The sequence below is a fragment of the Janthinobacterium aestuarii genome, assembly GCF_046113285.1.
Classification (GTDB): domain Bacteria; phylum Pseudomonadota; class Gammaproteobacteria; order Burkholderiales; family Burkholderiaceae_D; genus Janthinobacterium.
In genome coordinates, this window is record NZ_CP142524.1 from 746,271 (window position 1) to 771,754 (window position 25,484).

Sequence of the window (25,484 nt, forward strand, 5' to 3'; positions counted from 1 at the left end):
ATGGAAATGCCGACCCTGCCACTGCGCCACACCCTGCTCGTTCTCGCCTGCCTGGGCACCTTGGGCCAGGCCCATGCCGACACGGTCATCAACAATGCGAATGGCTACACGCTCGACGCGCATGGCAAGGTGGTGCGCTTCACGGCGCTGGCCTTTGACGACGCTGGAAAACTCCTTGCCGTCGGCAGCGCCGCGCAGGTGAAGCGCAAGGCGGCCAAGGGCGCCCTGCACGTCGACGTGCGGGGAAAAACCGTGCTCCCCGGCCTGATCGACGCGCACGGCCACGTGTTCGGCCTGGGGACGATCGCCAGCGGCGTGATGTTGTACGGTTCGTCGTCGCTGCCGGCCGCCGTGCAAGCCGTGGGCGACTTCGCCCGCGCGCATCCCGAGCGCAGCTGGGTCGTCGGCAGCGGCTGGAACCAGGAAATCTGGAAGCTGGGCCGCTTTCCCACGGCCGCAGAACTCGATGCGGTGGAAAGCGCGCGGCCAGTGTGGCTGCGCCGGGTCGATGGCCACGCGGGCTGGGCCAACAGCCGCGCGCTGGCGCTGGCCGGCATCACGCGCGCCACGCAAGACCCGGCCGGCGGCAAGATAGTCCGCGATGCGGACGGCAACGCCACCGGCGTGCTGGTCGACAGCGCCATGGACTTGATGGATGCCGTGCTGCCCAAGCCGGGCGACGTGGAAAACCGCGCCGCCCTCGATGGCGCGCTGTCGCAGCTGTCGCAGGCGGGCCTGACCAGCGTGCACGATGCGGGCATCGGCCAGATGCAGGACCGGCTGTTCCGCGACTACGCGGACCACGGCAAGCTGAAGGTGCGCGTCTACGGCATGATTGCCGATACCACGGAAGATTTTGACGCGCTGTCGAAAAGCGGCCCATTAAAAGGCTATGCGCGCGACATGTACGCCTTGCGCGCCGTCAAACTGCTGTCCGACGGCGCCCTGGGCAGCCGCGGCGCGGCCCTGCTGGCGCCGTACAGCGACGATCCTTCCACCCGCGGCCTGCTGTTCTACAAGGACGCTGCCATGCGCGCGAAGATGGAAAAAGCCATGCGCGCCGGCTACCAGGTGAACGTGCACGCCATCGGCGACGCGGGCAACCATCAAATCCTCGACGGCTACCAGGCCTTGACCGCGCAATACCATAGCGCGGGCCTGCGCCACCGTATGGAGCACGCGCAGGTGGTGCAGTTGTCCGACATCCCCCGTTTCAAGGCGCTGGGCATCGTGCCGTCGATGCAGCCCACGCACGCGACGTCCGACCAGAACATGGCTGAGCAGCGCGTCGGCCACGAACGCATCAAGGGCGCATATGCGTGGCGCACCTTCCTCAAGCAGGGTTCGCACATCGCCTGCGGTTCGGATTTCCCGATCGAGTCGCCGAACCCGTTCGAGGGTATCCACGCGGCCGTCACGCGGCAAAACAGCGAGGGGTTCCCGACCGGCGGCTGGTATCCGCAGCAAGCCATGACGGTCACCGAGGCGCTGCGCTGCTTCACCTTGGACGCGGCCTGGGCGGCGCACCAGGAAAAGGTCATCGGCACGCTGGAAGCGGGAAAATGGGCGGATTTCATCGTCGTCGACCAGGACCTGTTCACCGTCGAGCCCAAGGCCATCGGCAAGACGCAGGTGCTGCAGACGTGGGTGGCGGGCAAGCGCGTGTTCGAGAAAAAATGAGGGCCGGGGTCAGACCCGTCGGGTCTGCCCCCAAAAGAAAACCTGTTGACTTGGTTGTATAGACAACCTATGCTGGGAGTACAGGAGCGGGCTAAATACGCCCGCTCGCACCCTACGAGGAGACAGCATGAACAGCACAATGGACACCGATCCACGCTTTGATGCCAGCCGTACCATCCGCGCCCCGCGCGGCACGGTCATGGCTTGCAAGAGTTGGCAGGCCGAGGCGGCCTACCGCATGTTGCAAAACAACCTGGACCCGGAAGTGGCGGAAAATCCGCAGCACCTGGTCGTCTACGGCGGCATCGGCCGCGCGGCCCGCAACTGGGCCTGTTTCGACCAGATCCTCGCCTCGCTGCGCGAACTGGAAGACGACCAGACCCTCCTGATCCAGTCCGGCAAGCCGGTGGGCGTGTTCCAGACCCACGCGGACGCGCCGCGCGTGCTGATCGCGAACTCCAACCTGGTGCCGAAATGGGCGAATTGGGAACACTTCAACGAACTCGATCGCCAGGGCCTGTTCATGTACGGCCAGATGACGGCCGGCAGCTGGATTTACATCGGCACGCAGGGCATCGTGCAGGGCACGTATGAAACCTTCGCCGAAGCGGGACGCCAGCATTTCGGCGGCGACTGGGGCGGGCGCTGGATCTTGACGGCGGGCCTGGGCGGCATGGGCGGCGCGCAGCCGCTGGCCGCCACCATGGCGGGCGCCGTCTCGCTCAATATCGAATGCCAGCAAAGCAGCATCGACTTCCGCCTGCGCACGCGCTACCTGGACAAGCAGGCGGCGAGCCTGGACGAAGCTTTGGCGCTGGTGAAATATCACACCGAACGCAAGGAAGCCATTTCCATTGGCCTCCTGGGCAACGCGGCCGAAGTGCTGCCGGAACTGGTGCGCCGCGCCAAGGCGGGCGGCCTGGTGCCGGACCTGGTGACGGACCAGACGTCCGCGCACGACCTGGTCAACGGCTACCTGCCGCGCGGCTGGAGCGTGTCGGACTGGAAGGCGGCGCAGCAAGACCCGCAGCGCCACGCGCGCCTGACGGTGGCCGCTGCCGATTCCTGCGCCGCCCACGTGCAGGCCATGCTCGATTTCCACGCCATGGGCGTGCACACTGTCGATTACGGCAACAACATCCGCCAGGTGGCGTTTGATCAGGGCGTGCAGAACGCCTTCGACTTCCCCGGCTTCGTGCCCGCGTATATCCGCCCGCAGTTCTGCGAAGGGCGGGGGCCGTTCCGCTGGGTGGCCCTGTCGGGCGACCCGGAAGACATCTATAAAACGGATGCGAAGATCAAGGAGCTGTTCCCGCACCACAAGCAGGTGCACCACTGGCTGGACATGGCGCGCGAGCGCATCGCCTTCCAGGGCCTGCCGGCGCGCATCTGCTGGCTGGGACTGGGCGAGCGCCACATCGCCGGCCTGGCCTTCAACGAGATGGTGCGCACGGGCGAACTGAAGGCGCCCATCGTCATCGGCCGCGACCACCTGGACACGGGTTCCGTCGCCAGCCCGAACCGCGAGACGGAAAGCATGAAGGACGGCACGGACGCCGTCTCCGACTGGCCGCTGCTGAACGCCATGCTGAACACGGCCGGCGGCGCCACCTGGGTCTCGCTGCACCATGGCGGCGGCGTGGGAATGGGGTATTCTCAGCATGCGGGCATGGTCATCGTGGCCGACGGCACGGACAGCGCGGCGAAACGCCTGGCCCGGGTGCTGGTCAACGACAGCGGCTCGGGCGTGATGCGCCATGCCGATGCCGGCTATGAAACAGCGGCCGCCTGCGCCAAGCGCAACGGCCTGATTCTTCCCATGCTTCCTTGAGACCTTGATGCGAATGACTATGACACAGCATGCCAAAAGTTGGACCCTGAAACCGGGCGCGATGACCCTGGGCGACCTGCGCGCCGTCTGGGCCGCGCCCGCCAAACTGATCCTCGCCGCCGAGGCCTATCCCGTCATCGAGGCGTCGGCCGGCGCAGTGCAGGCCATCGTCGCCAAGGGCGATGCGGCCTACGGCATCAACACGGGCTTCGGCCTGCTCGCCAAGACGCGCATCCCCGATGAAAAGCTCGAGCAATTGCAGCGCAACCTGATCCTGTCGCACTCCGTCGGCACGGGCGAACTGCTGTCGGACGCCGTCGTGCGCCTGATCATGCTGATGAAGATCGGCAGCCTGGCGCGCGGCTTTTCCGGCGTGCGCCCGCTGATCGTCGACACCCTGATCGCCCTGTACAACGCGGGCATCATGCCGGCCATTCCCGCCAAGGGCTCCGTCGGCGCCTCGGGCGACCTGGCACCGCTGTCGCACATGACCCTGGCCATGCTGGGCGTGGGCGAGGTGCGCGTCAACGGCGAATTGATGGCGGCGCCCGATGCCTTGGCGCAGGCGGGCATCGCGCCCGTCGTGCTGGCGGCGAAAGAAGGCCTGGCCCTGATCAACGGCACGCAGGTGTCGAACGCGCTGGCGCTGCATGGCCTGTTCATGGCCGAGCGTCTGCTGGAAGCGGCCATGGTCACGGGCGCGCTGTCGCTCGACGCGGCCAAGGGCAGCGATGCGCCGTTCGACGCGCGCGTGCACGCCGTGCGGGGACAGCCGGGGCAGATACTGGCCGCGCAGATGTACCGCCAGCTGGTAGCCAACAGCGCGATCCGCGCCTCGCACCTGGAAGGCGACGAGCGCGTGCAGGACCCGTACAGCCTGCGCTGCCAGCCGCAAGTCATGGGCGCTTGCCTCGATCTGATCGGCAACGTGGGCCGTACCCTGCTGATCGAAGCCAATGCCGTCACGGACAATCCGCTGATCTTCCAGGATGGCCCCAACGGGCAGGCGGAAATCGTCTCGGGCGGGAACTTCCATGCCGAGCCGGTGGCCTTTGCCGCCGACACGCTGGCGCTGGCAATTGCCGAAATCGGCGCGCTGGCCGAGCGCCGCATCGCGCTGCTGATCGACGCCACGTTGTCCGGCTTGCCGCCGTTTCTCGTGCGCGACCCGGGCGTCAATTCCGGCTTCATGATCGCCCACGTGACGGCCGCCGCGCTGGCGTCGGAAAACAAGTCGCTCGCCCATCCGGCCAGCGTCGACAGCCTGCCCACGTCCGCCAACCAGGAAGACCACGTGAGCATGGCCACGTTCGCCGGGCGCCGCCTGGACGACATGGCGCACAACACGGCCGTCATCGTCGGCATCGAGTTGCTGGCCGCCGCGCAGGGCATCGATTTCCACCGTCCGCTGAAAACCTCGCCGCACCTCGAACATGTGCACCACCAGCTGCGCCAGAAGGTGCCGTTCTTCGACGCCGACCGCTTCTTCGCGCCCGACATCGAGGCGGCCAAGCAGATGGTGCTGCAGGGCGAATTGAGCAGCACCTGCAAGAATTTGTTCGCCCCGCTGTACGCTTGAGCGGGCGCAAGGAGACAAGCATGGATTTCCGCTTCAACGAAGGCAGCATCCCGCTGCTCGTGTCGATGCCCCACGTGGGCACCGACATACCGGACGATATCGCCGCGCGCATGACGCCGCAGGCCCTGATCAAGGCCGACACGGACTGGCATTTGCGCGAGCTGTACGGTTTTTTGCAGGAGATGGACGCGTCAGTACTGTCGGCGCGCTGGTCGCGCTACGCCATCGACTTGAACCGCCCGCAGGAAGACACGAATCTGTATCCGGGGCAGGATACGACGGGCTTGCTGCCCAACGATACCTTCCACCGCGAGCCGCTGTACCTGGCCGGCAAGGAGCCCGATGCGGCCGACGTGCAGCGCCGGTTGCAGCGCTACTGGGCGCCGTATCATGCGCAGCTGCGCGCGGAACTGGACCGCCTGCTGCGCGTGCATGGCGCCGTGGTGCTGTGGGATGCCCATTCCATCGCCTCGCATGTGCCGCGCTTCTTCGACGGCAAGCTGCCCGACCTGAACTTCGGCACGGCCGATGGCGCCAGCTGCGATGCGGGCCTGACGTCCGCCGTGGTGGACATCGCGCGCGCGCAGGATGCATTTACCGTGGCCTTGAATGGCCGCTTCAAGGGCGGGCATATCACGCGCCATTACGGCCAGCCGGACAAGCGCGTGCATGCGATCCAGCTCGAGATGTGCCAGTGCCTGTACATGAATGAACCTGGCATGGACGAGGCGGCGCCATTCGGCTACCGGCCCGACCTGGCGGCCCGGGTGCAGCCGCTGCTGCGCCAGATGATGGAAGCGGCCGTGGCATGGGTGGCGCGTTGAGTACCTGTCTGTTCGCGCGCCACGCGCTGCTGCCGCAAGGCTGGCGCCGCGACGTGCTGCTGGAATGGGATGCGGCCGGCGACTTGACGCAGATTACAGAGAGCGTCGCGCCACCGCCCGGCGCGGAAGTGGCCGAGTATGTCTTGCCCGGCATGGTCAACCTGCATTCGCATGCCTTCCAGCGGGCGCTGGGCGGCATGACCGAAGTAGCTGGCGATGCGCTGGACAGCTTCTGGACCTGGCGCGACTTGATGTACCGCTTCGCGCGCCACATCACGCCGGCGCAGCTGGAAAGCATCGCCGCGCAGCTGTTTGCCGAATGCCTGCGCCATGGCTACACGTCCGTCTGCGAATTTCACTACCTGCAGCGCGATGCGGCTGGCGCCCTGTATGCGCGTCCCGCCGAAACGGCTGAACGGGTGCTGGCCGCGGCGCGCGTCAGCGGCATCGGCATGACCATGCTGCCCGTGCTGTACAGCCATGCGGGCTTCGGCGCACAGCCCCTCAAACCCGAGCAGGCGCGCTTCCGCACGGGTGCGGACGATGTCTTGCGCATCGTCGAGGCGCTGGCGCCGCAGCGGGGCGGGCAGGTGGAAGTGGGCTTTGCGCCGCATTCGCTGCGCGCCGCCGGCGTGGCGCAGATCCGCGAAGTGGCGCAAGCGCTGCCCGCGGATCGCCCTATCCACATCCACATCGCCGAGCAGCAGGGCGAGGTGCGGCAGTGCCTCGACTACAGCGGCCGGCGCCCGGTGCAGTATTTGTACGACCAGCTCGACGTCGATGCGCGCTGGTGCCTCGTGCATGCCACGCATGTGCAGCCCGACGAGGTGGCGCGGATGGCCGCCAGCGGCGCTGTCGCGGGCCTGTGCCCGACGACGGAGGCGAACCTGGGCGACGGCCTGTTCCCGCTGGCCGAATTCATCGCCGCCGGCGGGCGTTTCGGCGTCGGCAGCGACAGCCACGTGTCGCAGTCGCCCGTGGAAGAATTGCGCTGGCTCGAATACGGCCAGCGCTTGCAGCGCCAGCAGCGCAACGTGGCCGCCACGCCGGAGCAGCGCCATGTGGGCGACTATCTGTGGCAGGCAGCCTTGCGGGGCGGCGCGCAGGCGGCCGGACGCAAGCTCGGTGCTTTGGCACCGGGCTGCCGCGCCGATGTGCTGGTGCTCGACGACGCGCATGTGAACCTGTGCGGCGTGGCCATCGCCGACGTGCTGGGCAGTTTTATTTTCTGCGGCAACGACAAGCTGGTGCGCGACGTGCTGTGCGGCGGCCAGTGGCAGGTGCGCGATGGGCGCCACGTGGCGCAGGACGCCATCGCCACCGCCTACAAGCGCGCCCTGGCGCAACTGAGGGCGCTCTGATGGCGACTTTCATCCCACAGGAATACCTGCGCGCCGCGCCGTGGAAAAACGGCGGCGGCAGCACGACGGAAATCGCCATTTCTCCGCCGGACGCCGGTTTCGACGATTTTGACTGGCGTATCAGCCTGGCGACGATCACGGCCAGCGGGCCGTTTTCCAGCTTTCCCGGCATTGACCGCAGCCTGATGCTGGTCGATGGCGACAGCGTGCAGCTGACGCTCGACGGCGCGCGCAAGGTGGTTTTGAGCGCGGCGCAACCGATGCTGTGGTTTCCCGGCGAGGCCGCCGTGGAGGCGCAGGTCAAGGGGCCGACGACGGATTTCAATGTGATGACGCGGCGCGACCGCTGCCGCCATCAGCTGGAAAAAATCACGGCGCCGGGCAAGCTGGCGCGGCGCAGCGCGGCGACCCTGCTGTTTGTCGCCGGCGAAGGCCACGTGCTGGCGCGCGGTGGCGAGCAGCAGTTCGCGCTGGCCCGCCATGACGCGCTGCTGCTGGACGCCGACGACGCGCCGGACTGGCGGCTCGACGCCTTGCAGCGCACGGCCGTGTTCCGCGTCGACCTGTTCATCTAGGAGAGAAAAGCGATGCAAGACTGGGATATGGTCATCCACAACGTCCACCTGGCCACCATGGAACATGGCTATGGCGAACTGCTCGACGCGGCCATCGCCGTCAAGGATGGCCGCATCGCCTGGTTCGGTCCCGGCGACGAGCTGCCGGCCAGCGGCGCGGTGCTGCACGACGGCCAGGGCTGCTGGCTGACGCCCGGCCTGATCGACTGCCATACGCACATCGTCCACGCGGGCAACCGCAGCGACGAATTCGAGGCGCGCCTGAATGGCGCCAGCTATGAAGACATCAGCCGCGCCGGCGGCGGCATCATGTCCACCGTGCGCGCCACGCGCGCGGCCAGCGACGATGAATTGCTGCGGCAAAGCCTGCCCCGCGTGCTGGCGCTGCTGGCCGAGGGCGTGACGACCCTGGAAATCAAGTCCGGCTACGGCCTCGATGCGGACAGCGAGGCGAAGATGCTGCGCGTGGCGCGCCGCATCGGGCAAGAGCTGCCGGTCACCGTGCGCACCACGTTTCTTGGCGCGCACGCGCTGCCGCCCGAATACGCGGGACAGGCCGATGCGTATATCGAGCTGCTGTGCGCGCAGATGCTGCCCCGGCTGGCCGGCGATGGACTGGTTGACGCCGTCGACGCGTTTTGCGAGCGCATCGGCTTTACGCCGGCGCAAACCGAAACGGTGTTCGAGGCGGCGCAGGCGCTGGGCCTGCCCGTCAAACTGCATGCGGAGCAGCTGTCGGACCTGGGCGGCGCGGCGCTGGTGGCCCGCTACGGCGGCCTGTCGGCCGACCACCTGGAATTCCTGTCGGACGAGGGCATCGCCGCCATGGCGCGGCATGGCACGGTGGCCGTGCTGCTGCCGGGCGCGTATTATTTTTTGCGCGAAGTACAGCAACCTCCCATCTCAGATTTGCGCGCGGCCGGCGTACCGATGGCCGTGTCCACCGATTGCAATCCGGGCACGTCGCCGATGACGTCATTGCTGCTGGCGATGAACATGGCGTGCACCTTGTGGCGCTTGACGCCGCAGGAAGCGCTGGCCGGTGTTACGTGCCATGCGGCGCGCGCGCTGGGCTTGCAGCAGGAAACGGGCAGCCTGGCAGTGGGCAAGCGCGCCGATTTCGCCCTGTGGCGCATCGCGCGCCCGGCCGACCTGGCGTATGCGCTGGGCCTGAACCCGTGCGCGGGCGTGGTGCACGGCGGTGTCTGGCGCGCGCCGGTGGTAAGCTTGCCGGATTGATCATCCGTCCTGGAGCGCCGCGTGCGTGCTGCTTATTTGCCGTTTTACTTGCTGTTGTTACTAGTCTTCGCCGCCGCGCCCATGTCCTCCCTTGCCATGGACGGCGGCACCCTGAAGGTGGGTTCGAAGCGCTTTACGGAATCGTACATCCTCGGCGAGATCATCCAGCAGAGCGCCGCGCCGCACGTCAGGGCGCAGCACCGCCAAGGCCTGGGCAACACGGCCATCGTGCTGGCCGCGCTGCAGGCAGGCAGCATCGACGTATATGCCGAATACATGGGCACCATCGCCAGCGAAATTCTCAAGCACGACAAAGCCATCGACCTGGCGCAGATGCGGCGCGAGCTGGCGGCGCTCGGGCTGGGCGTGGCCGTGCCGCTGGGCTTTAACAATACGTATGCGCTGGCCATGCGCGGCGATGAACAATCCATCGCCAGCCTGGCGCAGCTGGCGCAGCACCCGGCCTTGACATTCGGCCTGTCGCATGAATTCATCGGCAGGGTCGATGGCTGGCCGGGGCTGGCCGCGCGCTATGGACTGCCGCAGCGCCCGCGCGGACTCGATCACGGCATCGCCTATGAAGCGCTGGCGCAGCGCCAGGTGGATGTGATCGACATCTATTCGACGGACGCGAAGATCCGCCAGTATGGCTTGCGCGTGCTGGCTGACACGCAGCAGTATTTTCCCCGCTACGACGCCATGCTGCTGTACCGGCTCGACGTGCCGCAGCGCTTTCCTGCTGCCTGGCAAGCCTTGCAAGGGTTGCAGGGGCGCATCAGCGAGGGCGACATGATCGCCATGAATGCGGCCGTGGAAATCGACGGCAAGAGCTTTGCCGGCGTGGCGCGGCAGTGGCTGGCATCGGGCACGCGGGCGAACAAACCGGCCGCCGCGCGCAGCGGTTTGCTCGATAAAATCATCGGCGACGATCTGTGGACCCTGACGCGCCAGCACCTGACGCTGGTACTGCTGTCGGTGGCCCTGGCGTGCCTGATCGGCATTCCGCTGGGCGTGCTGGCGGCGTTTTCGGCGCCGCTGCGGCAAACCGTGCTGGCCTTCGTCGGCGTGCTGCAGACGGTGCCGTCGCTGGCCCTGCTGGCGATATTGATTCCCGTGCTGGGCATGATCGGATTGGTGCCAGCGCTGGTGGCGCTATTCGTGTACGCCTTGCTGCCCATCGTGCGCAACACGTGCACGGGCATCTTGCAGGTGCCGCAAGGCTTGCGCATGGCGGCGCTGGCGCTGGGCTTGAGCCGGCGCGACCGCCTGCTGCATGTGGACTTGCCGCTGGCCTTGCCCGTGATGCTGGCGGGCGTGAAAACGGCGGCCGTGATGAGCGTGGGCACGGCCACCATCGCCGCCTTCATCGGCGCGGGCGGCTATGGCGAACGCATCACCATCGGCCTGGCGCTGAATGACAACGACATGCTGCTGGCCGGCGCGATCCCCGCAGCCGTGCTGGCCCTGCTGACGCAAGGCCTGTTCGAACTGGTGGAGCGTTGGGCCGTGGCCGGCCGGCAGCGCTGACGGCATCACGGTTACAGCGAGTGCAGTTTCGAGCGCACCGAGACGACGGCCTGGTGCAGGATGCGTTCGGCCTGGAAGTCGTTTTCGCGCTGTTCGGCGATGGCTTGCAAGTCGCGCGTGTAGCGTTCCAGGCGGGAACGCAGGTAGGCGCGGTAGATCTTCATGACGAGCGGTTTGGCAGAGACATTCATGATGTGGCTCCCGGATGCGAAATGATGCGTTCATTTTGTGTGAGCGGAATGCCGCCACTTTGCGTCATATCAAACGCCATGACCCCGTCAAATTGGCGCGTTTGACATTGCGCAATGCCCCCAACGTCGCAGATGCCACACTGAATCTCCCCTGCTCGCCTGGACATCATCAGCCGCGAGCCCTGATCCCATCAAGCATACTCAAGGAGCGTCGCATGGTCATTTTTGCCGTGGTTGCTGGCTGCATCGCCTGCCTGACAGTGTACCAAATCTATAAAAATTCGCAGGGTGGCAGTGGGGTTGCGCAACAACATATCGGCTTGCACGGCACATTGATTGAACCACGGAAATAATCAGTGTCATCCGAGCGACACTTGGTGACACTTGGTTAGCAGATTTAAGTCAAATGTAAGGCCCGGTAAGCAAATGTAAAGGTCTGCGCCATCGCAAGCAGCTGCGTTTATATTGATAACCGTTGATTGCATTCTCCCCCTCCCACTTGACAATGGGTTCACCCCGCGGTGCCGCTAGCCCGCGGGGATTTTTTTTGGGGAACTTACTCTGACGGTTCCAATGCAATGGCTTTCGGCGTGCCCGCCGACAATTGCGTCAAGGCATCGCCAGCCACGCGGCAGATGCGCCAGTCCGGCATCACGTCCGCGCCCATGCCCTGGTAGAAGTTGATCGCGTTTTCATTCCAGTCCAGCACCGACCATTCGAAGCGGCCGCAATCGCGTTCGACGGCCAGTTGCGCCAGCGCCACGAGCATCTGCTTGCCATAGCCCTTGCCGCGCACCGATTGCTTCACGTACAGGTCTTCCAGGTACAGGCCCTTGCGGCACAGGAAGGTGGAAAAGTTGTGGAAGAACAGGGCGAACGTCACTACTTCACCATGTTCCTCACCGACCAGCGCTTCGCACGCGGGGTGCTTGCCGAACAGGCTGTCGTGCAGCATGGATTCCTTGGCGATCATCATGTGTTCGAGTTTTTCAAACACGGCCAGTTCATGGATCATGCCGAAGATGGCGGCCACGTCGGATGCGGTCGCGGGACGGATGGCGAGGGAGGAAGAGGTGCTCATGTTGCCTTTGCGGATGAAGTGGTGGAAAGAGAGGAAACGGCAGCCGTCTTGCGCGCGCCCGACGTCAGGGCCCATGCCACGCTGGACAGGCACAGCACCATGCCCACCCATTCGATGGGAGCGGGCCGGTAATGTTCGAACTGCACCGACAGCAGCACGGAAATGACGGGCGTGACGACGCCGATATACACGGTCTTTTGCGTGCCGATGCGGGCGATCAGGGTGAAATACGCGCTGAAGGCGATCACCGAGCCGAAGAGGGCCAGGTACAACAATCCCATCCAGTAACTGGGGCGCGTGGGCAGCTGCCAGGACTGGCCTGTGGCGATGGCCCAGCAGGCCACCATCAAGGTGCCCCACAGCATGGTCCAGGCCATGGTCAGCATCACATTGCCTGACTGTTCGCGCACTTTCATGACGAGGGCGTTGCCTGCCGTGCTGGAGACGGTGGCCACCAGGGCCAGCATGAATCCGAGCAGGAAATGCCCGTTGCCGCCACCGAGGATGTCGTGCAGCGCCGCGCCGATGGACTGGTAAAACAGCAGCACGATGCCGCAGATGGCAACGAACGCGGCGCAGCAGGTGCTCCAGGTGATCGGTGTGCCGAAGGCAATGCGGTTGAGCAAGGGCGTCCAGAACACCATTAGCGCGAACAGCACGCTGACGAGGGCCGACACCAGGTATTGCTCCGAACTATACGTACACACATAGCTGAGGGCAAACGAGGCCAGGCCCTGCAGCAGCATCCATTTTTGCGCGCGCCAGGGCAGGCGCAGGCGGTCGCCGCGCACGGCGCACCAGGCAAACAGGGTGGCGGACGCGAGACCAAAGCGGTAGACCACGGAAACGGCGGGGGCGACGTCGCCCAGCTGCAAGGTGATGGCCCAGAAGGTGGAGCCCCAGATCAGGCAGGCAATGATGAACAGGAGAGGAGAGGACATCGCGCAAGTATACGGGCATCGCGCAGCGATGGCGAGCGGGCATAGTGCAGCGATGGCGAGTGCGGTCGAGCTTGCTCGATGTGTTGCCAAGAAACACCAGGCATTGAGCCAGCGCAGTGCTTCTGAAAAATATTGAATTTATGAAAATATTTACATTAATATCAAGTAAATATTTTCCGGATTGCATCTTTGAAGGGGACCGCCATGCCAGCCTCACTGCACATCAAAGTATGGAGCGTGCTTGTGTATGTCGTCGTGACTGCTGTGATTGCCATCTGGCTGCACCCTTCTGCCTTGCTCGCTGCCGGCGCATTCGGCTGAGCGCATGCGCCGGCAAGCAGATCAGTGGGTGACGCGGGTCTTGCGGCCGTCCGACAGCAGGCGCACGCGCTCGCCGGGGCGGAACAGCTCGTCGGCGTCTTGCACGATGGCGCGCATGTCGCCATTGTCCAGGCGCACGGTGATTTCCAGGCCGGGTTTGTTGGACGCGTTCGCTTCTATGCTCTTGCCGGCCATGCCGCCGGCGACGGCGCCGAGGATGCTGGCCGCAATGGCGCCCTTGCCGCCCCCGACTGTCGAGCCGGCCACGCCGCCCAGCGCCGCGCCAGCCAGCACGCCGGTGCCCGTTTCGCCCTTGTCGATGGTTACCTGGCGCACGGATTCAACCGTGCCCATGCGAACCGATTGTTCATTCTGCGCCTGGCGCGCGTTGTAGACATTTGCCGAGTTCGGTTGTACGGCGCAGCCGGCCAGGGTGGCGAGCAATGCCACTGCAATAATTGGTGCTTTCATGTAGGACTCCCTTGGACAAAAGTTGGTTGCCGATTGCGTCGACCGGCAGATGATGACTTATCATAAGGACACTTGCCTAAGATAACTAGTTGCGAATAGTAAAAATCTGTTACTGGCCCCGCGTGACCGAGTGGCCACGTGACCGCCTGCCGCTCAATACGCCAGCCGCAGGCGCCGGTACAAAAATCCCAGCACGAAGAGCGGACCCACCAGCAAAAAGCGCAAGTCGTCGAGAAACGACGGCTTCTTGCCTTCGATCTGGTGGCCGATGAACTGGCCTATCCAGGCCAGCACGAACAGCGCCAGCGACGCGGGCAGGATGGTCAGCGGCGGCATGAGCAGCAACAGGCCCAGCATGGCGGCCAGCATCGCCAGCATGCCCGCCGCAAACGGGCGCGACAGCTTGTAGTAATAGTATAAGGCCAGGATACTGCCGAGCAGCGCCACGCTGGGATGCACGCTCCACAGCAGCCCCAGCAAGCTGAAAACGATCAGCGGCACGCACACGATGTGCACCCATTCATTGACATGGTTGCGGTGGCTTTCGCCATACTGGGCCAGCAGGGTGTCGATGGTGCGCATGGGCGGTCTCTTGTGTGGTGTTCTGGCTGGAAATTCTACACCGGAACTCAGGCAACCGAACGCAGCGAACCGCCCGCAGAATTGTTATATTGGAAATTCTGGGCTATTATTTCCAATTGGAAATGTTTTCACTCACTGCACAGATGGAATAAAGGTATCCGTGACATTGCAAGCCAGCCACCCTGATTACCAGCGCTATTCGATGGCGTCCCTGCAACAAGCCCTGTCCGGCGCCGACGGAGCCGATGCGGCACGGCGCCAGCGCATCGAAGCGGAAATTGCCCAGCGCCAGCAGGATGACCATGCGGCAGAACAGCGCCAGTGGGCCGCGCGGCCGCAGGACAAGCCGCTCGATCCGGCCACTGCCGCGCTCAAGGAAGCAGCCGGCCCCTTTCTGCGGTCTGCGGGCTATGTGTTGCTGTTCGCATGGGTGGTGTTGCGAGTTGCGGGCTTGCTGGAAACCTTGCAGACAGGTAGCCGGACCTATGTGTTTGGCAATCTCGGTTTGCTGATCTTTGGTGCCTGCCTGGTGCGCGGCAAGCTGCGCGCGGCAGTCTGGCTGCGCTGGCTGGCGGTATTCTGGATCGTGCCTGCCGTGCTGGCGATCGATTTCCTGTTTCTGCAACCGATGTCCCTGACGGTGATGCAATTCAAGCTCGCACCCGGCTATCGTATCTGGTCGGTGCTGGAAGCCGTGCTGTCATTGTGGGTCATTCATTACCTGTATCGTCAGCTTGGTATGCCTGCCGTCATGGCCGCCTGCGATGCCAGGGGCTACAAGCGACGCGATCTGCGCATCCCTGCCATCTGCGGCCTGATCCTCGGCATGGCTGGCGTGGCTTTCCAGCTGCATGCCTCCCATGGAGATATGGCTACGCAGGCGCGTGCGATCGTGGCGCAGCGCTATGGATCGGGCTACCAATACCATGTCAACGGCGTCGGCAATGCCGTCACACCGCAAGGCAGATTTCATACGGCACAGGTACTGGTGTGGGATGACAAGGGCATCATGTCTGTGCCCGTGCAATGGCCCCAGTAAAATAGGCGCTGCCCCCACTTCTGCAGGATGCCGCTTTTGACCCGCTTATTGTCTGTTGAACCGGCCATGCCGGACCCGCGCAAGCGCTGTTTCGCCCCTGTCGTCGATGCCGGCACGCGCCTGCTGATACTGGGCAGCTTGCCCGGCGAAAAATCGCTGGCGCATAGCCAGTACTATGCGCACCCGCAAAACAAGTTCTGGATGCTGCTGGGCGAAGTGCTGGGCGTGGAGTTGACCAGCCTGCCCTATGAAGAGCGTTTGGCCACCTTGCTGGCGCACGGCGTGGGCCTGTGGGATGTGGTGGCGCAGGCGCAGCGCGCGGGCAGCCTGGACAGCAATATCCGCGCCCGCGACGACAATGACCTGGTCGCCCTGGCCGCCAGCCTGCCGCGGCTGCACACGATCGCCTTCAACGGCGGCACGGCCGCCAAGCTGGGCCTCAAGGTGCTGGGTGAGCACGCGCAGCGTTACCGCATCGTCAGCTTGCCGTCGAGCAGCCCGGCGTACACGCTCGCGTATGCGCAGAAATTGCAGGCGTGGCTGTCGCTGCGTGGCCAACCGGAGCCGGCCGCGCGTTAATCGTGTTGCCGGCCTTTACGCAGGCGCGTACGGCTGCGCTTCCAGTGGTTGCCCCTTGGCATCGAATCTCAGCGCCACGGACAAGTTGGTGACGCCGATGGTGGCCAGCGCGTCGCAGATGTCGTCGACTTCGTCCTGCAGGTCGGCGGCCAGGTCCAGCGGCTTGTCGGCGCTGTGCAGCAGTGCGCCGCCCGCCGTGCTGACGTTGACGCGCAGCAGCATTTCACCGTGTTCATCGGCCGGGCCGACGACCACCGAGACGTCACCGGCGTCCACCTTGTTTTCCGCCAGTGCATGGTTGATGCCGGACATCATCTGCAGCATCGCATATTCGCTCATGCCTTGTTCCTTGCCGCCGTGGAACAAGTCCTGGTAGAGGAAGCTCACTTCCAGCGCGCTGCCGGCCGGCGCCAGGCAGCGTTTCACCAGGTCGCCCACTTCCGTCGTCCACTGCTGGTAGCGGGCCATGCGCGCGTCAAACCAGGCGTCGAGCGCCGCTTCATCCTTCGGTTCCGCATAGAACGGGTCGTCCACGCGCTTCAAGGCAAAGCCCAGCAGGAAGCGCAGTTCGACGGCCGTGTCCTGCGGGCCGAAAGCCGTCTCGCTCCAGCCGACGATGCTGCTTTCCAGGCCCGGCGTGGCGACGATCTTCTTGTCCGTCATCGACGAATAGGCATCGCGCACCATCTCATGCAGATGGCTATAGGTAATGCGGTCGATTTCATCGAGGTCATAGGCGTGGCTCATCAAGACCACCTTGGCTTTGGCGCTTTCCAGTTCTGCTTGCTGGAAACTTTTCACCAGCGCTTCGAACGCGTCCTGGTCCTGGAAACTGTCCGCTTCTATCAGGCCGCCCGTGCTTTGTACCAGCAAGGGCACGACGAAGGCGTTGATTTCCATGGCAGGGGCGTTTTCGCGGCGGATCACGGAAATGGACGCCGCTTCCTCGATATGGCTGCGCAAATACTGGTAGGCGCCCACGTCTTCGTACTTGGAACGCTCGATGGCGTCGTACAGGATTTCATCCTTCTTTTGATTCAAGGCCTTGCGGATCAGGCGGCCGAATTCGACGGCTTGCTCGGCCAGCACCGTGCCCTGCGATTCGCTGTCTTCCTGCTCCGCCAGGTTCAGGGCCATCGTGCACAGCATGCGCGTGACGGATTCGTCCTTGTCTTCAGGCGTGTTGGCGGATTTACGGGGGACAGGGCGCTTATTTTTGGGCATGGCGATCAACAGGTTAAGGAATACGGGTCAGGCAAACGGAAACGGGCGCCAGGGTTTTACCGGGCGCCGGGATGGATCATACAGGCGGACGCGGCCGCCTGATACTTCAATGGTCGGTATCGAACATCTCGTGCAGCTCGTCGAGCAGGTCGGCGGCTTCTTCCTGCGACAGGCCAAGATGTTGGCATGCAAGCTCACCGCCCTTGTCCCACTCGAGCGAGGTACTGTTCCCATGGTAGCGCTGAATGCCCTTTTCGGCCAGCAGCGACAGGGCGACGAGCGAGCGGATGGCATCGTCCGTGGACGGGTCGGCCAGCACCGTGTAGTCGTGGTGGTGCAAAATCGCCCAGGAAACGTCGGAGGACAGGCCCCAGTTGCGTGCCAGCAAGCAGCCAATGGCTGCGTGGTTGGTCTGGTGGCGCGCGTCTTCCAGGGCCGTAAAACAATTGTGCGCATCGTTGGCCGCCGCCGCGTACGTGTTGACATAGTCGGGGAAGCGGTTCATCAGCAGGGGCACGCCGATGTCGCAGAACAGGCCGAAGGTATGCGCGATATCGGGTGGGGCGATGCGCAGCTTGCGCGAGGTAAATACCAGGGCGCGCGCGCGCTTGGCCGATACATCCCAGAAGTGGGTCAGTTCCACGCCTTCCGCTTCCAGCGCCTGGCGCGCCAGCAAGCCCGTCATCATGGCGCTGCACTGGTTGATGCCGAGAAAGTTGATGCCTTGCTCAACGGATTTGGCCTTGCGCGCGGCGCCATAGAACGGCGAATTCGCCAGTTTCAGCAGGGCGCCCGACATGCCGACATCGTCGGCGATGATGCGCGCGATGCGGCGCGGCGACGGGTCTTGTTCGGCCAGTTCGCGCTGCAAGTCGACCAGCAGGCTGGGACGCGGCGGGATACGGATGGAACGCATCAAGGCGTCAACCGGATCTTCCTGCACTACCTGCTTTTGCGCTGCCGCTCTCATCATCACGCTTTCATCATCATTTTTGTGCCCGGTGCTTATTCTGTGCGCGCTGCCGCTGCCCGCTTCATGAGCGTCTGGCGCAGTGCCCGACGATTATCGCTGTTTATGGGCGGCAATAGTTCACATCTGCAATATATTGTCGCAAAAATCCCTGTTTTGGCCTGCTCCCGTTGCGATTTCCGTCATGTCAGGACGTTATTCAGTCAGGAAATAATGATTAAAAGATCAAGTTTTATTTGTTTTCAAGGCGGGAGTGAGGCGTGCGGCAACAGGGCAGCGATACAATTGCCGGATGAAAAAAATCCTCGCGGGTATCGATTTTGCGGACGATTCCAGTAGCGTGGCGCGCCAGTTGATCGGCGTGACCGTGCTGGTGGACGGCGTGGGCGGGCGCATCGTGGAAACGGAAGCGTATGACCGGCTGGACCCCGCCTCGCACACGTATGGCGGCATGACGCCGCGCAATGCGGCCATGTTCGGCCCGCCCGCGCACGCCTATGTCTACCGTTCGTACGGTATTCACTGGTGCCTGAACTTTGTGTGCCGCGAAGCGGGCCATGGCGCGGGCGTGTTGATCCGCTCCATCGAACCGCTCGTGGGACTCGATACCATGCGCGAACGGCGCGGCGTCGAGGATGCCCGGCAGCTGTGTTCTGGGCCGGGCAAGGTGTGCCAGGCGCTCGGTGTGAGCCATCTGCAGAACCGGCTGGCGCTCGATGCGCCGCCGTTCATGCTGCTGGCCCGCGAGGACGAGGTTGCGGTACAGGCGGGGCCGCGCATCGGCATTTCCAGGGCGATGGAGACGCCGTGGCGTTTCGTGCTGGCAGGCTCACGCTACCTGAGCAAGCCGATGCGCGCGCCTGTCATCGAGTTACCTCGCTAGCCACGCCGGCGCTGGGGCGCATCCTTGGCGTTACGCATGCCGGGCTTGCCGCGCAGCGGACTGTGCAGCGCGCGCCGGTCCTGGGGCGGCGTCCTGGCGGGGTCTTGAAAGGCGTCGTCGTCCGCGCCGGCGGGCGTGGCCGGCGCGGCTGGATCCAGGGTAAAGACGCTGACCGCCGCCGACAGTTTGACGGCCTGGTCCTGCAAACTGGCCGCCGCCGCCGCCGCCTGCTCCACCAGGGCCGCGTTTTGCTGCGTGACGTCATCCATTTGAGCGACGGCCTGGTTTACTTCCGTGATGCCCGACGCCTGCTCGGCGCTGGCCTCTTTCACGCGCTGGATGATCTCGTTGACTTGCTGCACCGAGGCCACGATGGCGCCCATGCTGTCGCCCGCCTGCTGCACGGCCACGCTGCCGCCGTCGATGGTGGTGACGGAGGTGGCGATCAGGGTCTTGATTTCCTTGGCCGCCTGCGCCGAGCGCTGCGCCAGGGTGCGCACTTCCGACGCCACCACGGCAAAGCCCCGGCCTTGTTCGCCCGCGCGCGCCGCCTCCACCGCCGCATTCAGCGCGAGGATATTGGTCTGGAAGGAAATACCATCGATCACGCCGATAATATCCACGATCTGGCGCGAATTGGCGCGTATCGTCGCCATCGTCGCCACCGCCTGCTGCATCGATGCTCCCCCTTGCACGGCCAGGGTCGACGCTTGTCCCGCCAGCTCGCAAGCCAGCTGGGCATTGTCCGCATTGTTGTTGACGGCTGCCGTCAAGGTTTCCATGGCGCTCGATGTTTCTTCCAGCGAACTGGCTTGCATTTCCGTGCGCGCCGACAGGTCCAGATTGCCGGTGGCAATTTCGCGCGAGGCCGTGTCGATCGATTGCACGGCGCCCGTGATGGTGCGCAAGGTCTGGTTCAGGTGGGCGATGGTCTGGTCCAGTACGCGCGACGTGGCGGCGATTTCGTCATTGCCCGGCTTGGGGGCGCCGGCCATCAGCTTGCCCGCCGCCAGGTCTTGCACGGCGTCGGCAATGCCGCGGATTTCCACCAGCATGGCGCGGCGCACCAGCATGGTCACGACGATGGAGACGAGGATGGACAGCAGGACCGTCAGCAGCAGGCTCCAGCCCAGGCTGCGGAACTCGGCGCTGGCCGTCGCGTGGGCCTGGCTGCTGAGCGTTGTTTCCAGGGCAGACAGTTGCGCCAGCTGCGTATTGAACTGGACGAATTCGGTTTCCGCCTTGAGCATGGAGTTGGTGGCGATCGACTGGTCCATCTGCGCCATTTCCATGGTTTCCAGTACCGCCTTGCGATAGCCGGCCAGGGCCGTGATGGCCGCATCGACCAGAGTGCGCTCGGCGCCCGTGGCCGAGGAACGCAGCGTGCCCAGTTGGGCGCCGATGGCCGCGTGGCGCGCCTTGATCTGTTGCTCCAGCGCATCGAGGCGGGCCTTGGCGAAGCTGCCATTCGTCCATGACAGCAGCTGGTACATATTGCCATGTACGTGCTTGGCCTCGCCTAGTACGTCCGCGGCCGCCTTCAAATGCGTGATGCGTACCCGCACCATGTTTTCCAGCGAGGCATTTTGCCGCACCATGCCATACCAGGCACCGCTCGAGCTGAGTATCAGCAACAGCAAGACCAGGGTGGGCGCCAGCAATAATTTTGGTCCGATGCGTAATTGATTGAGCATGCTTGACTCCTGGCTATGGCTGATCAAACCGCAGGCGGCGCGCGGCGTGCACGCCGCCCCTGCCTTATTTTTTGTAGATGCCCGCTTCCAGCACTACATCGTTGACGCGCAGGATGTACGTGGTTTTCGGCTCGATCTTGCCGCTGGTGGGATTCTTGTATTGGTAGTCGACCCAGCCCTTGCCCTGCTTTTGCGCCAGCTCGATGATTTCACGCCGATATTTCTTGCCATTCGCATCGGGCACATCCGTCAAATCCTTGCCGACGATGGAAGGATTGATCGGGTGGGCCAGCACGATGCCCGTCTTGATGTCGCGCATGTCCACGTACAGCGAGCCCTGCACGAAGTCCGGGTCTTTCGCCGTGATTTTCTTCATCATTTCTTCCTTGCCATGCGCCTTCATGAAGGCGGCGCCCCGTTCGGCCATGGCGATGGCGTCTTTTTCCGTTGGTTCGACCGCGGCACTGACGCTGCCGCCGGCAAATGCCAGGCACAGCAGGCTACCCGTGAATAAGCGTTTCATGAAAGCTCCTTGTGATATCGAGGGATGTGTTGCCAAGCCGTAATTTACGTCGCCGACAGTCCCATCAAATTGCGGTGGAACAAACTTAGGTGTTGCTTGTAGGCAGCATGCAACGTATCGACCGCTTGTTGATATGTAGCAATTTGGTTCTTATAGGCAAGAACTATGATGACTTTCACAGCATGCCGAGCTGGACTGGCATGGAGAGGAAAAAGCTGGAATTGGCCGATATACGGCCGATTTCATGAAAGTTGTCGCCATTTACAGGCAAGGAGCTGATCGTGTCCGCACTCATTACCGAGCCGTTTGCACCCAAGTTCAAGCCGTATACGCGGCAAACCATTCAACAGGCGCGGCAGTGGGAATGGCTGCCGGAAGAGCAGCGCGAAGCCGTGCAGGTGGTCTCGCACGTCCTGCCGTTTCGCACCAATGAATATGTGCTTGATCAATTGATCGACTGGAACAACATCCCTGACGATCCCATCTACCGCCTCGTCTTTCCCCACCGCGACATGCTGCCGCCGGAGCAGTACGCGCACCTGCGCGACCTGGTGCTGGTGCAGCGGGACAAGGCGGCCATCGACGCCTATGTGCATGGCTTGCGCCTGGGAATGAATCCCCATCCTGCCGGGCAGATGACGCATAACGTGCCGAGGGTCAACGATGCGCCCGTGCGCGGCCTGCAGCACAAGTATGCGCAGACGGTGCTGTTTTTCCCCAGCGCGGGGCAGACGTGCCATGCATATTGCACCTTCTGTTTCCGTTGGCCCCAGTTCGTCGGCATGGACGACATGAAATTCGATGCGCGCGAATCGCATGAGCTGGCCGCCTACCTGAAACTGCATCCGGAAGTGACGGACGTGCTGATCACGGGCGGCGACCCGATGATCATGAACACGCGGCAACTGGCAGCTTATCTGGAACCGCTGCTGGCGCCGGGCCTGGAGCACATCCAGAACATTCGCATCGGCACCAAGGCGGTAGCGTATTGGCCGCAGCGCTTTGTGTCCGACCGCGATGCGGACGACTTGATGCGGCTGTTCGAGCGCATCGTCAAGGCGGGCAAGAACCTGGCCGTGATGGGCCATTACAGCCATGCCGTCGAGTTGCGCCAGGACATCGCGCAGCAAGCCGTGAAACGCATCGTTTCCACGGGCGCCACCTTGCGCATGCAGGGGCCGCTGATCCGCCACATCAACGAAGACCCGGCAAGCTGGGCTGAGCTGTGGCAGACGGGTACGCGCCTGGGCGCGATTCCGTATTACCTGTTTGTGGAACGGGATACGGGCCCGCGCGGCTATTTCGAGTTGCCGCTGGCGAAGGCGCACGAAATTTTCCAGGCCGCCTACCAGATGGTGTCGGGCCTGTCGCGCACGGTGCGGGGACCGTCCATGAGCGCCTTTCCCGGCAAGATCGTCATCGACGGCATCGTCACCATCAATGGCGAAAAACTGTTTGCCCTGCAATTCTTGCAGGCACGCAACCCGGACTGGGTGCGCCGGCCGTTCTTTGCGAAATTCGATGCGGAAGCGACGTGGATGGACGATTTGAAACCCGCGTTCGGCCACGATAAATTCTTCTTCGAGACGGATGACCCTGTGCCGCAGCTGCCGCATAAAATCATCCGCCTGGCGCAGGCTGCCTGAGCATGCCTGCCGCCGGTGCGCCCGCCCGTTCCGGCGTGGCCGTGTTTTGCCTGGTGTTCCTGCCATTCGCGCTCGGGCATTACCTGTCGTGTCTGCTGCGCGGCGTGAATGCCGTGCTGACGGCGGAATTGCTGGGCGCCATCGCCCTGACGCCAGCCCAGCTGGGCCTGCTGACCAGCGCCTTTTTTCTCGCCTTTGCGCTGGTGCAATTACCGGTCGGCATGGCGCTGGACCGCTACGGCCCTCGCACCGTGCAACTGTGGCTGCTGGCGCTGGCGGCCCTGGGCGTGTGGTTGTTCAGCCGGGGCCACAGCTTTGCCGAGCTGATGTGGGCGCGCGCCCTGATGGGGGCGGGGCTGGGCGGCTGTTTCATGGCTGCCGTGAAAGCGATCTCGTGCGCCATCGCGCCGTCGCGGCTGCCCTCCGTGCATGGCTATCTGATCGCCGTGGGTGGCCTGGGCGCGGCCACGGCCACCATGCCCGTCAAGCTGGCCCTGCATTACACGGACTGGCGCGGCGTGTTCCTGGGGCTGGCGCTGGCGGCGCTGGCCGTCGGCTTGCTGATCCGCCTGCTGTCGCCGGCCATGCCCGCGCCTGCCGCAGGCATGCACAAGGTGAGCAAGGTCAGCGTCTGGAGCGTGTACCGCGATCCCGGCTTTCGCCGCACCATCGCGCTGATCCTGTTGCCGCACACGGTGTTCTTTGGCGTGCAGGGCTTGTGGGTGGGGCGCTGGCTGGCCGACGTGGGCGGCTTGTCCGATGACAACGTGGCGTATTTGCTGTACCTGGGCATGGCGGCCGTCATCTTCGGCGCCATCGGCATGGGCATGCTGACGGAATGGGCCGGGCGGCGTGGCATTGCGCCCATGCAAGTGGCGGCCGTGGGCATCATCCTGTTTGTCGCCGTGCAAGCGGCGATGGCGTGTAATGTGGTGCCCAGCCTGCCGTTGCTGTCTGTGCTGTTTACCTTGCTGGGCACGGTGACGGGCCTCGAGTATGCGATCGTCGCGCAAAGCATGCCGACCAGCCTGACGGGCAGGGCGGCCACCTGTCTGAATTTGCTCATTTTTACGGGCGCCTTCCTGGTGCAGGCGGGTTTTGGCCTGATCCTCGGCTGCTGGCCCCTGAACGGCTTGCAGCAGTATCCGCCGCAGGCGTATCAGGCGGCGTTTGGCGTGCTGGCGGCCTTGCAACTGCCGGGACTTGCGATGTTTTTCATCAACCGCTACAGGCGTGTCGGGCCATCCGGTAAAATGGCAGCCTGCACAGCGGCAATGATCAACTCCAAGGAAGACTATGAAACTCGTTCGTTATGGACGTCCAGGCAAGGAAAAACCGGGCCTGATCGATGAAGAAGGCAAACTGCGCGACCTGTCCGGCGTGATTGCCGATATTGACGGCGCACAACTGTCCGACAAGGCCTTGCGCAAGCTGGCCAAGCTCGACGAAAAGACCTTGCCCCTGGTGCGCGGCAACCCGCGCTTCGGCGTGCCGCTGGCCAAGGTCGGCAAGTTCATCGGCATCGGCCTGAACTACGCGGACCACGCGGCCGAATCGGGCATGCCGATCCCGGCCGAACCCATCGTGTTCATGAAGGCCATTACTTGCCTGAACGGTCCGGACGACAATGTCGTGCTGCCGAAAGGCTCGAAAAAGACGGACTGGGAAGTGGAGCTGGGCGTGATCATCGGCACGCGCGCGCAGTACGTGAGCGAAGAGGACGCCTTGAAATACGTGGCCGGCTATTGCGTCGTCAACGACATTTCCGAGCGCTCGTTCCAGCTGGAACGGGGCGGCCAATGGGATAAAGGCAAGGGCTGCGACACCTTCGGCCCTGTCGGCCCGTGGCTGGTGACGCGCGATGAAGTCATCGACGAGCAGGACCTGGACCTGTACCTGGAAGTCAACGGCAAGCGCATGCAGACTGGCAATACGCAAACCATGATCTTCACGGTGGCGCAGATCGTCAGCTACCTGTCGCAATTCATGACCCTGGAACCGGGCGACGTGATCGCCACGGGCACGCCGCCGGGTGTGGGCCAGGGCCGCAAGCCGCAGCGCTTCCTCAAAAAAGGCGACAGCCTGCGCCTGGGCATCGCCGGCCTGGGTGAACAGCAGCAGGACGTGGTCGCCTGGACTGCCTGATGGCCGGTAGCGATATCGACCGCTTGCCCGCGCTGCCTTTGGCGCAGCTGGACCCGCAGCAGCGCGCCGCCGCGCAAGCCATCATCGAAGGTCCGCGCGGTGCCCTGTACGGCCCCTTCGTGCCGCTGATCCGCAGTCCCGAGCTGATGGAAACGGCGCAGCGCATGGGCGAGTATTTGCGCTACCGCAGCGCCATCGGCACGCGGCTGTCGGAGCTGGCGATCCTGGTGACGGCGCGCCAGTGGGACCAGCAAGTCGAGTGGGCCATCCACGCGCCGCTGGCCGTGCAGAACGGTATCGCGCAAGCGGCCGTGGACGCCATCGCCGCGCGGCGCGCGCCGCTTGCCCTGAAGGAAGACGAGCAAGCCGTGCATGACTTCTGCATCGAGCTGCAGCAAAACAAGCGCGTCAGCGACGTCACGTATGCGCGCGCGCTGGCGCTGTTCGGCGAGCATGGCGTGGTCGACTTGATGGGCATCAATGGCTATTACACCTTCCTGGCCATGGTGATGAATGGCGCGCAGACGGCCGTGCCGGCCTTGGGCGTCACGCCTTTGCCCGATTAGAATAGTTCTTCG

At 64.2% G+C, this 25,484-nt stretch carries 25 protein-coding genes; 16 read left to right on the top strand and 9 right to left on the bottom strand.

Annotated elements, in window-relative coordinates; genetic code table 11:
* Positions 1-6 precede the first annotated feature (6 nt).
* The 8 genes from OX462_RS03385 (at position 7) to OX462_RS03420 (ending at position 10,616) form a co-directional block, all read left to right on the top strand.
* The gene (locus OX462_RS03385; RefSeq protein ID WP_409027776.1) at positions 7-1,680 is read left to right on the top strand and encodes an amidohydrolase; all 1,674 of its coding nucleotides are present in this window, start codon (positions 7-9) and stop codon (positions 1,678-1,680) included.
* Positions 1,681-1,807: 127 nt separating this feature from the next.
* Positions 1,808-3,511, top strand: a complete 1,704-nt coding sequence (gene hutU, locus OX462_RS03390) for a urocanate hydratase (RefSeq protein ID WP_121670522.1) — start codon at positions 1,808-1,810, stop codon at positions 3,509-3,511.
* Positions 3,512-3,530: 19 nt separating this feature from the next.
* Complete coding sequence (gene hutH / locus OX462_RS03395) at positions 3,531-5,090, top strand: histidine ammonia-lyase (RefSeq protein ID WP_070291008.1); 1,560 nt, start codon at positions 3,531-3,533, stop codon at positions 5,088-5,090.
* A gap of 20 nt (positions 5,091-5,110) precedes the next feature.
* A complete protein-coding gene (hutG, locus tag OX462_RS03400; protein WP_409027777.1) occupies positions 5,111-5,914 on the top strand; it encodes an N-formylglutamate deformylase in 804 nt (267 codons plus the stop codon).
* Positions 5,899-7,275 carry a formimidoylglutamate deiminase gene (locus tag OX462_RS03405; protein ID WP_409027778.1) on the top strand — a complete coding sequence of 459 codons (1,377 nt, stop codon included), beginning with the start codon at positions 5,899-5,901 and terminating at the stop codon, positions 7,273-7,275. The genes hutG and OX462_RS03405 overlap by 16 nt, the downstream gene beginning before the upstream one ends.
* Positions 7,275-7,850: a HutD/Ves family protein gene (locus OX462_RS03410; RefSeq protein WP_409027779.1), complete on the top strand. Its 576-nt coding sequence runs from the start codon at positions 7,275-7,277 to the stop codon at positions 7,848-7,850. Before OX462_RS03405 ends, OX462_RS03410 begins: the two co-directional genes overlap by 1 nt.
* Before the next feature lie 12 nt (positions 7,851-7,862).
* Entirely contained in the window at positions 7,863-9,089 is a 1,227-nt protein-coding gene (hutI, locus tag OX462_RS03415; RefSeq protein ID WP_070291012.1) for an imidazolonepropionase, read from the top strand.
* Positions 9,090-9,170: 81 nt separating this feature from the next.
* The gene (locus OX462_RS03420; protein WP_409028720.1) at positions 9,171-10,616 is read left to right on the top strand and encodes a glycine betaine ABC transporter substrate-binding protein; all 1,446 of its coding nucleotides are present in this window, start codon (positions 9,171-9,173) and stop codon (positions 10,614-10,616) included.
* Between the two features lie 11 nt (positions 10,617-10,627).
* Here OX462_RS03420 and OX462_RS03425 read toward each other — a convergent pair whose 3' ends face one another.
* Positions 10,628-10,807, bottom strand: coding sequence for a hypothetical protein (locus tag OX462_RS03425; protein ID WP_034746290.1), 180 nt, complete (start codon positions 10,805-10,807; stop codon positions 10,628-10,630).
* Between the two features lie 215 nt (positions 10,808-11,022).
* On the opposite strand from OX462_RS03425, the gene OX462_RS03430 reads away from it, so the two are divergent.
* Positions 11,023-11,160, top strand: coding sequence for a hypothetical protein (locus OX462_RS03430; protein ID WP_409027780.1), 138 nt, complete (start codon positions 11,023-11,025; stop codon positions 11,158-11,160).
* A gap of 203 nt (positions 11,161-11,363) precedes the next feature.
* Here the strand turns inward: OX462_RS03430 and OX462_RS03435 are convergent, their stop codons facing one another.
* The 4 genes from OX462_RS03435 to OX462_RS03450 form a co-directional block, all read right to left on the bottom strand.
* The gene (locus OX462_RS03435; protein ID WP_070224219.1) at positions 11,364-11,888 is read right to left on the bottom strand and encodes a GNAT family N-acetyltransferase; all 525 of its coding nucleotides are present in this window, start codon (positions 11,886-11,888) and stop codon (positions 11,364-11,366) included.
* Entirely contained in the window at positions 11,885-12,829 is a 945-nt protein-coding gene (locus OX462_RS03440) for a DMT family transporter (RefSeq protein WP_070224220.1), read from the bottom strand. Before OX462_RS03440 ends, OX462_RS03435 begins: the two co-directional genes overlap by 4 nt.
* Before the next feature lie 342 nt (positions 12,830-13,171).
* Entirely contained in the window at positions 13,172-13,621 is a 450-nt protein-coding gene (locus OX462_RS03445; RefSeq protein WP_034780449.1) for an outer membrane lipoprotein, read from the bottom strand.
* Positions 13,622-13,774: 153 nt separating this feature from the next.
* Positions 13,775-14,203 (bottom strand): Mpo1 family 2-hydroxy fatty acid dioxygenase, encoded by a 429-nt coding sequence (locus tag OX462_RS03450; protein WP_070224221.1) that lies wholly within the window; start codon positions 14,201-14,203, stop codon positions 13,775-13,777.
* On the opposite strand from OX462_RS03450, the gene OX462_RS03455 reads away from it, so the two are divergent.
* Together OX462_RS03455 and OX462_RS03460 are read left to right on the top strand one after the other, a co-directional pair.
* A complete protein-coding gene (locus OX462_RS03455; protein ID WP_409027781.1) occupies positions 14,202-15,242 on the top strand; it encodes a hypothetical protein in 1,041 nt (346 codons plus the stop codon). The two genes, OX462_RS03450 and OX462_RS03455, sit on opposite strands and share 2 nt — an antisense overlap.
* 66 nt (positions 15,243-15,308) lie before the next feature.
* Positions 15,309-15,821, top strand: coding sequence for a DNA-deoxyinosine glycosylase (locus OX462_RS03460; RefSeq protein ID WP_121670512.1), 513 nt, complete (start codon positions 15,309-15,311; stop codon positions 15,819-15,821).
* A gap of 15 nt (positions 15,822-15,836) precedes the next feature.
* Here the strand turns inward: OX462_RS03460 and OX462_RS03465 are convergent, their stop codons facing one another.
* Positions 15,837-17,045, bottom strand: coding sequence for a hypothetical protein (locus OX462_RS03465; protein ID WP_409027782.1), 1,209 nt, complete (start codon positions 17,043-17,045; stop codon positions 15,837-15,839).
* A gap of 106 nt (positions 17,046-17,151) precedes the next feature.
* Complete coding sequence (locus tag OX462_RS03470; protein ID WP_070224224.1) at positions 17,152-18,018, bottom strand: HDOD domain-containing protein; 867 nt, start codon at positions 18,016-18,018, stop codon at positions 17,152-17,154.
* Positions 18,019-18,307: 289 nt separating this feature from the next.
* Between OX462_RS03470 and OX462_RS03475 the strand changes: the two genes are divergently transcribed.
* Entirely contained in the window at positions 18,308-18,898 is a 591-nt protein-coding gene (locus OX462_RS03475; RefSeq protein WP_409027783.1) for a DNA-3-methyladenine glycosylase, read from the top strand.
* Here OX462_RS03475 and OX462_RS03480 read toward each other — a convergent pair.
* Both OX462_RS03480 and OX462_RS03485 read right to left on the bottom strand, forming a co-directional pair.
* Positions 18,895-20,592: a methyl-accepting chemotaxis protein gene (locus tag OX462_RS03480; RefSeq protein WP_409027784.1), complete on the bottom strand. Its 1,698-nt coding sequence runs from the start codon at positions 20,590-20,592 to the stop codon at positions 18,895-18,897. The two genes, OX462_RS03475 and OX462_RS03480, sit on opposite strands and share 4 nt — an antisense overlap.
* A 64-nt stretch (positions 20,593-20,656) precedes the next feature.
* Positions 20,657-21,115 (bottom strand): cache domain-containing protein, encoded by a 459-nt coding sequence (locus tag OX462_RS03485; RefSeq protein ID WP_034780434.1) that lies wholly within the window; start codon positions 21,113-21,115, stop codon positions 20,657-20,659.
* A 281-nt stretch (positions 21,116-21,396) separates the two neighbouring features.
* Between OX462_RS03485 and OX462_RS03490 the strand changes: the two genes are divergently transcribed.
* From OX462_RS03490 to OX462_RS03505, 4 genes are read left to right on the top strand one after another with little or no spacing between them, the layout of a single operon-like run.
* Entirely contained in the window at positions 21,397-22,761 is a 1,365-nt protein-coding gene (locus OX462_RS03490; protein ID WP_409027785.1) for a KamA family radical SAM protein, read from the top strand.
* A 2-nt stretch (positions 22,762-22,763) separates the two neighbouring features.
* Positions 22,764-24,113: an MFS transporter gene (locus OX462_RS03495; protein ID WP_409027786.1), complete on the top strand. Its 1,350-nt coding sequence runs from the start codon at positions 22,764-22,766 to the stop codon at positions 24,111-24,113.
* On the top strand, positions 24,058-24,906 hold the full coding sequence (locus OX462_RS03500; RefSeq protein WP_070291020.1) for a fumarylacetoacetate hydrolase family protein: 849 nt from the start codon (positions 24,058-24,060) through the stop codon (positions 24,904-24,906). Before OX462_RS03495 ends, OX462_RS03500 begins: the two co-directional genes overlap by 56 nt.
* Entirely contained in the window at positions 24,906-25,472 is a 567-nt protein-coding gene (locus OX462_RS03505; RefSeq protein ID WP_409027787.1) for a carboxymuconolactone decarboxylase family protein, read from the top strand. The genes OX462_RS03500 and OX462_RS03505 overlap by 1 nt, the downstream gene beginning before the upstream one ends.
* The last annotated feature ends 12 nt before the right edge of the window (positions 25,473-25,484 follow it).

What these genes read in the sequence shown, in the direction of transcription:
- OX462_RS03505 (WP_409027787.1), top strand. Translation starts at nt 24,906, where the DNA reads ATGGCCGGTAGCGATATCGACCGCTTGCCCGCGCTGCCTTTGGCGCAG.
- OX462_RS03475 (WP_409027783.1), top strand. Translation starts at nt 18,308, where the DNA reads ATGAAAAAAATCCTCGCGGGTATCGATTTTGCGGACGATTCCAGTAGC.
- OX462_RS03385 (WP_409027776.1), top strand. Translation starts at nt 7, where the DNA reads ATGCCGACCCTGCCACTGCGCCACACCCTGCTCGTTCTCGCCTGCCTG.
- OX462_RS03410 (WP_409027779.1), top strand. Translation starts at nt 7,275, where the DNA reads ATGGCGACTTTCATCCCACAGGAATACCTGCGCGCCGCGCCGTGGAAA.
- OX462_RS03430 (WP_409027780.1), top strand. Translation starts at nt 11,023, where the DNA reads ATGGTCATTTTTGCCGTGGTTGCTGGCTGCATCGCCTGCCTGACAGTG.
- OX462_RS03405 (WP_409027778.1), top strand. Translation starts at nt 5,899, where the DNA reads ATGGGTGGCGCGTTGAGTACCTGTCTGTTCGCGCGCCACGCGCTGCTG.
- OX462_RS03480 (WP_409027784.1), bottom strand. Translation starts at nt 20,592, where the DNA reads ATGCTCAATCAATTACGCATCGGACCAAAATTATTGCTGGCGCCCACC.
- hutI (WP_070291012.1), top strand. Translation starts at nt 7,863, where the DNA reads ATGCAAGACTGGGATATGGTCATCCACAACGTCCACCTGGCCACCATG.
- OX462_RS03435 (WP_070224219.1), bottom strand. Translation starts at nt 11,888, where the DNA reads ATGAGCACCTCTTCCTCCCTCGCCATCCGTCCCGCGACCGCATCCGAC.
- OX462_RS03440 (WP_070224220.1), bottom strand. Translation starts at nt 12,829, where the DNA reads ATGTCCTCTCCTCTCCTGTTCATCATTGCCTGCCTGATCTGGGGCTCC.
- OX462_RS03500 (WP_070291020.1), top strand. Translation starts at nt 24,058, where the DNA reads ATGAAACTCGTTCGTTATGGACGTCCAGGCAAGGAAAAACCGGGCCTG.
- OX462_RS03455 (WP_409027781.1), top strand. Translation starts at nt 14,202, where the DNA reads ATGGGCGGTCTCTTGTGTGGTGTTCTGGCTGGAAATTCTACACCGGAA.
- OX462_RS03460 (WP_121670512.1), top strand. Translation starts at nt 15,309, where the DNA reads ATGCCGGACCCGCGCAAGCGCTGTTTCGCCCCTGTCGTCGATGCCGGC.
- OX462_RS03485 (WP_034780434.1), bottom strand. Translation starts at nt 21,115, where the DNA reads ATGAAACGCTTATTCACGGGTAGCCTGCTGTGCCTGGCATTTGCCGGC.
- OX462_RS03445 (WP_034780449.1), bottom strand. Translation starts at nt 13,621, where the DNA reads ATGAAAGCACCAATTATTGCAGTGGCATTGCTCGCCACCCTGGCCGGC.
- OX462_RS03470 (WP_070224224.1), bottom strand. Translation starts at nt 18,018, where the DNA reads ATGATGAGAGCGGCAGCGCAAAAGCAGGTAGTGCAGGAAGATCCGGTT.
- OX462_RS03495 (WP_409027786.1), top strand. Translation starts at nt 22,764, where the DNA reads ATGCCTGCCGCCGGTGCGCCCGCCCGTTCCGGCGTGGCCGTGTTTTGC.
- hutH (WP_070291008.1), top strand. Translation starts at nt 3,531, where the DNA reads ATGACACAGCATGCCAAAAGTTGGACCCTGAAACCGGGCGCGATGACC.
- OX462_RS03420 (WP_409028720.1), top strand. Translation starts at nt 9,171, where the DNA reads ATGTCCTCCCTTGCCATGGACGGCGGCACCCTGAAGGTGGGTTCGAAG.
- OX462_RS03450 (WP_070224221.1), bottom strand. Translation starts at nt 14,203, where the DNA reads ATGCGCACCATCGACACCCTGCTGGCCCAGTATGGCGAAAGCCACCGC.
- hutG (WP_409027777.1), top strand. Translation starts at nt 5,111, where the DNA reads ATGGATTTCCGCTTCAACGAAGGCAGCATCCCGCTGCTCGTGTCGATG.
- OX462_RS03465 (WP_409027782.1), bottom strand. Translation starts at nt 17,045, where the DNA reads ATGCCCAAAAATAAGCGCCCTGTCCCCCGTAAATCCGCCAACACGCCT.
- OX462_RS03425 (WP_034746290.1), bottom strand. Translation starts at nt 10,807, where the DNA reads ATGAATGTCTCTGCCAAACCGCTCGTCATGAAGATCTACCGCGCCTAC.
- hutU (WP_121670522.1), top strand. Translation starts at nt 1,808, where the DNA reads ATGAACAGCACAATGGACACCGATCCACGCTTTGATGCCAGCCGTACC.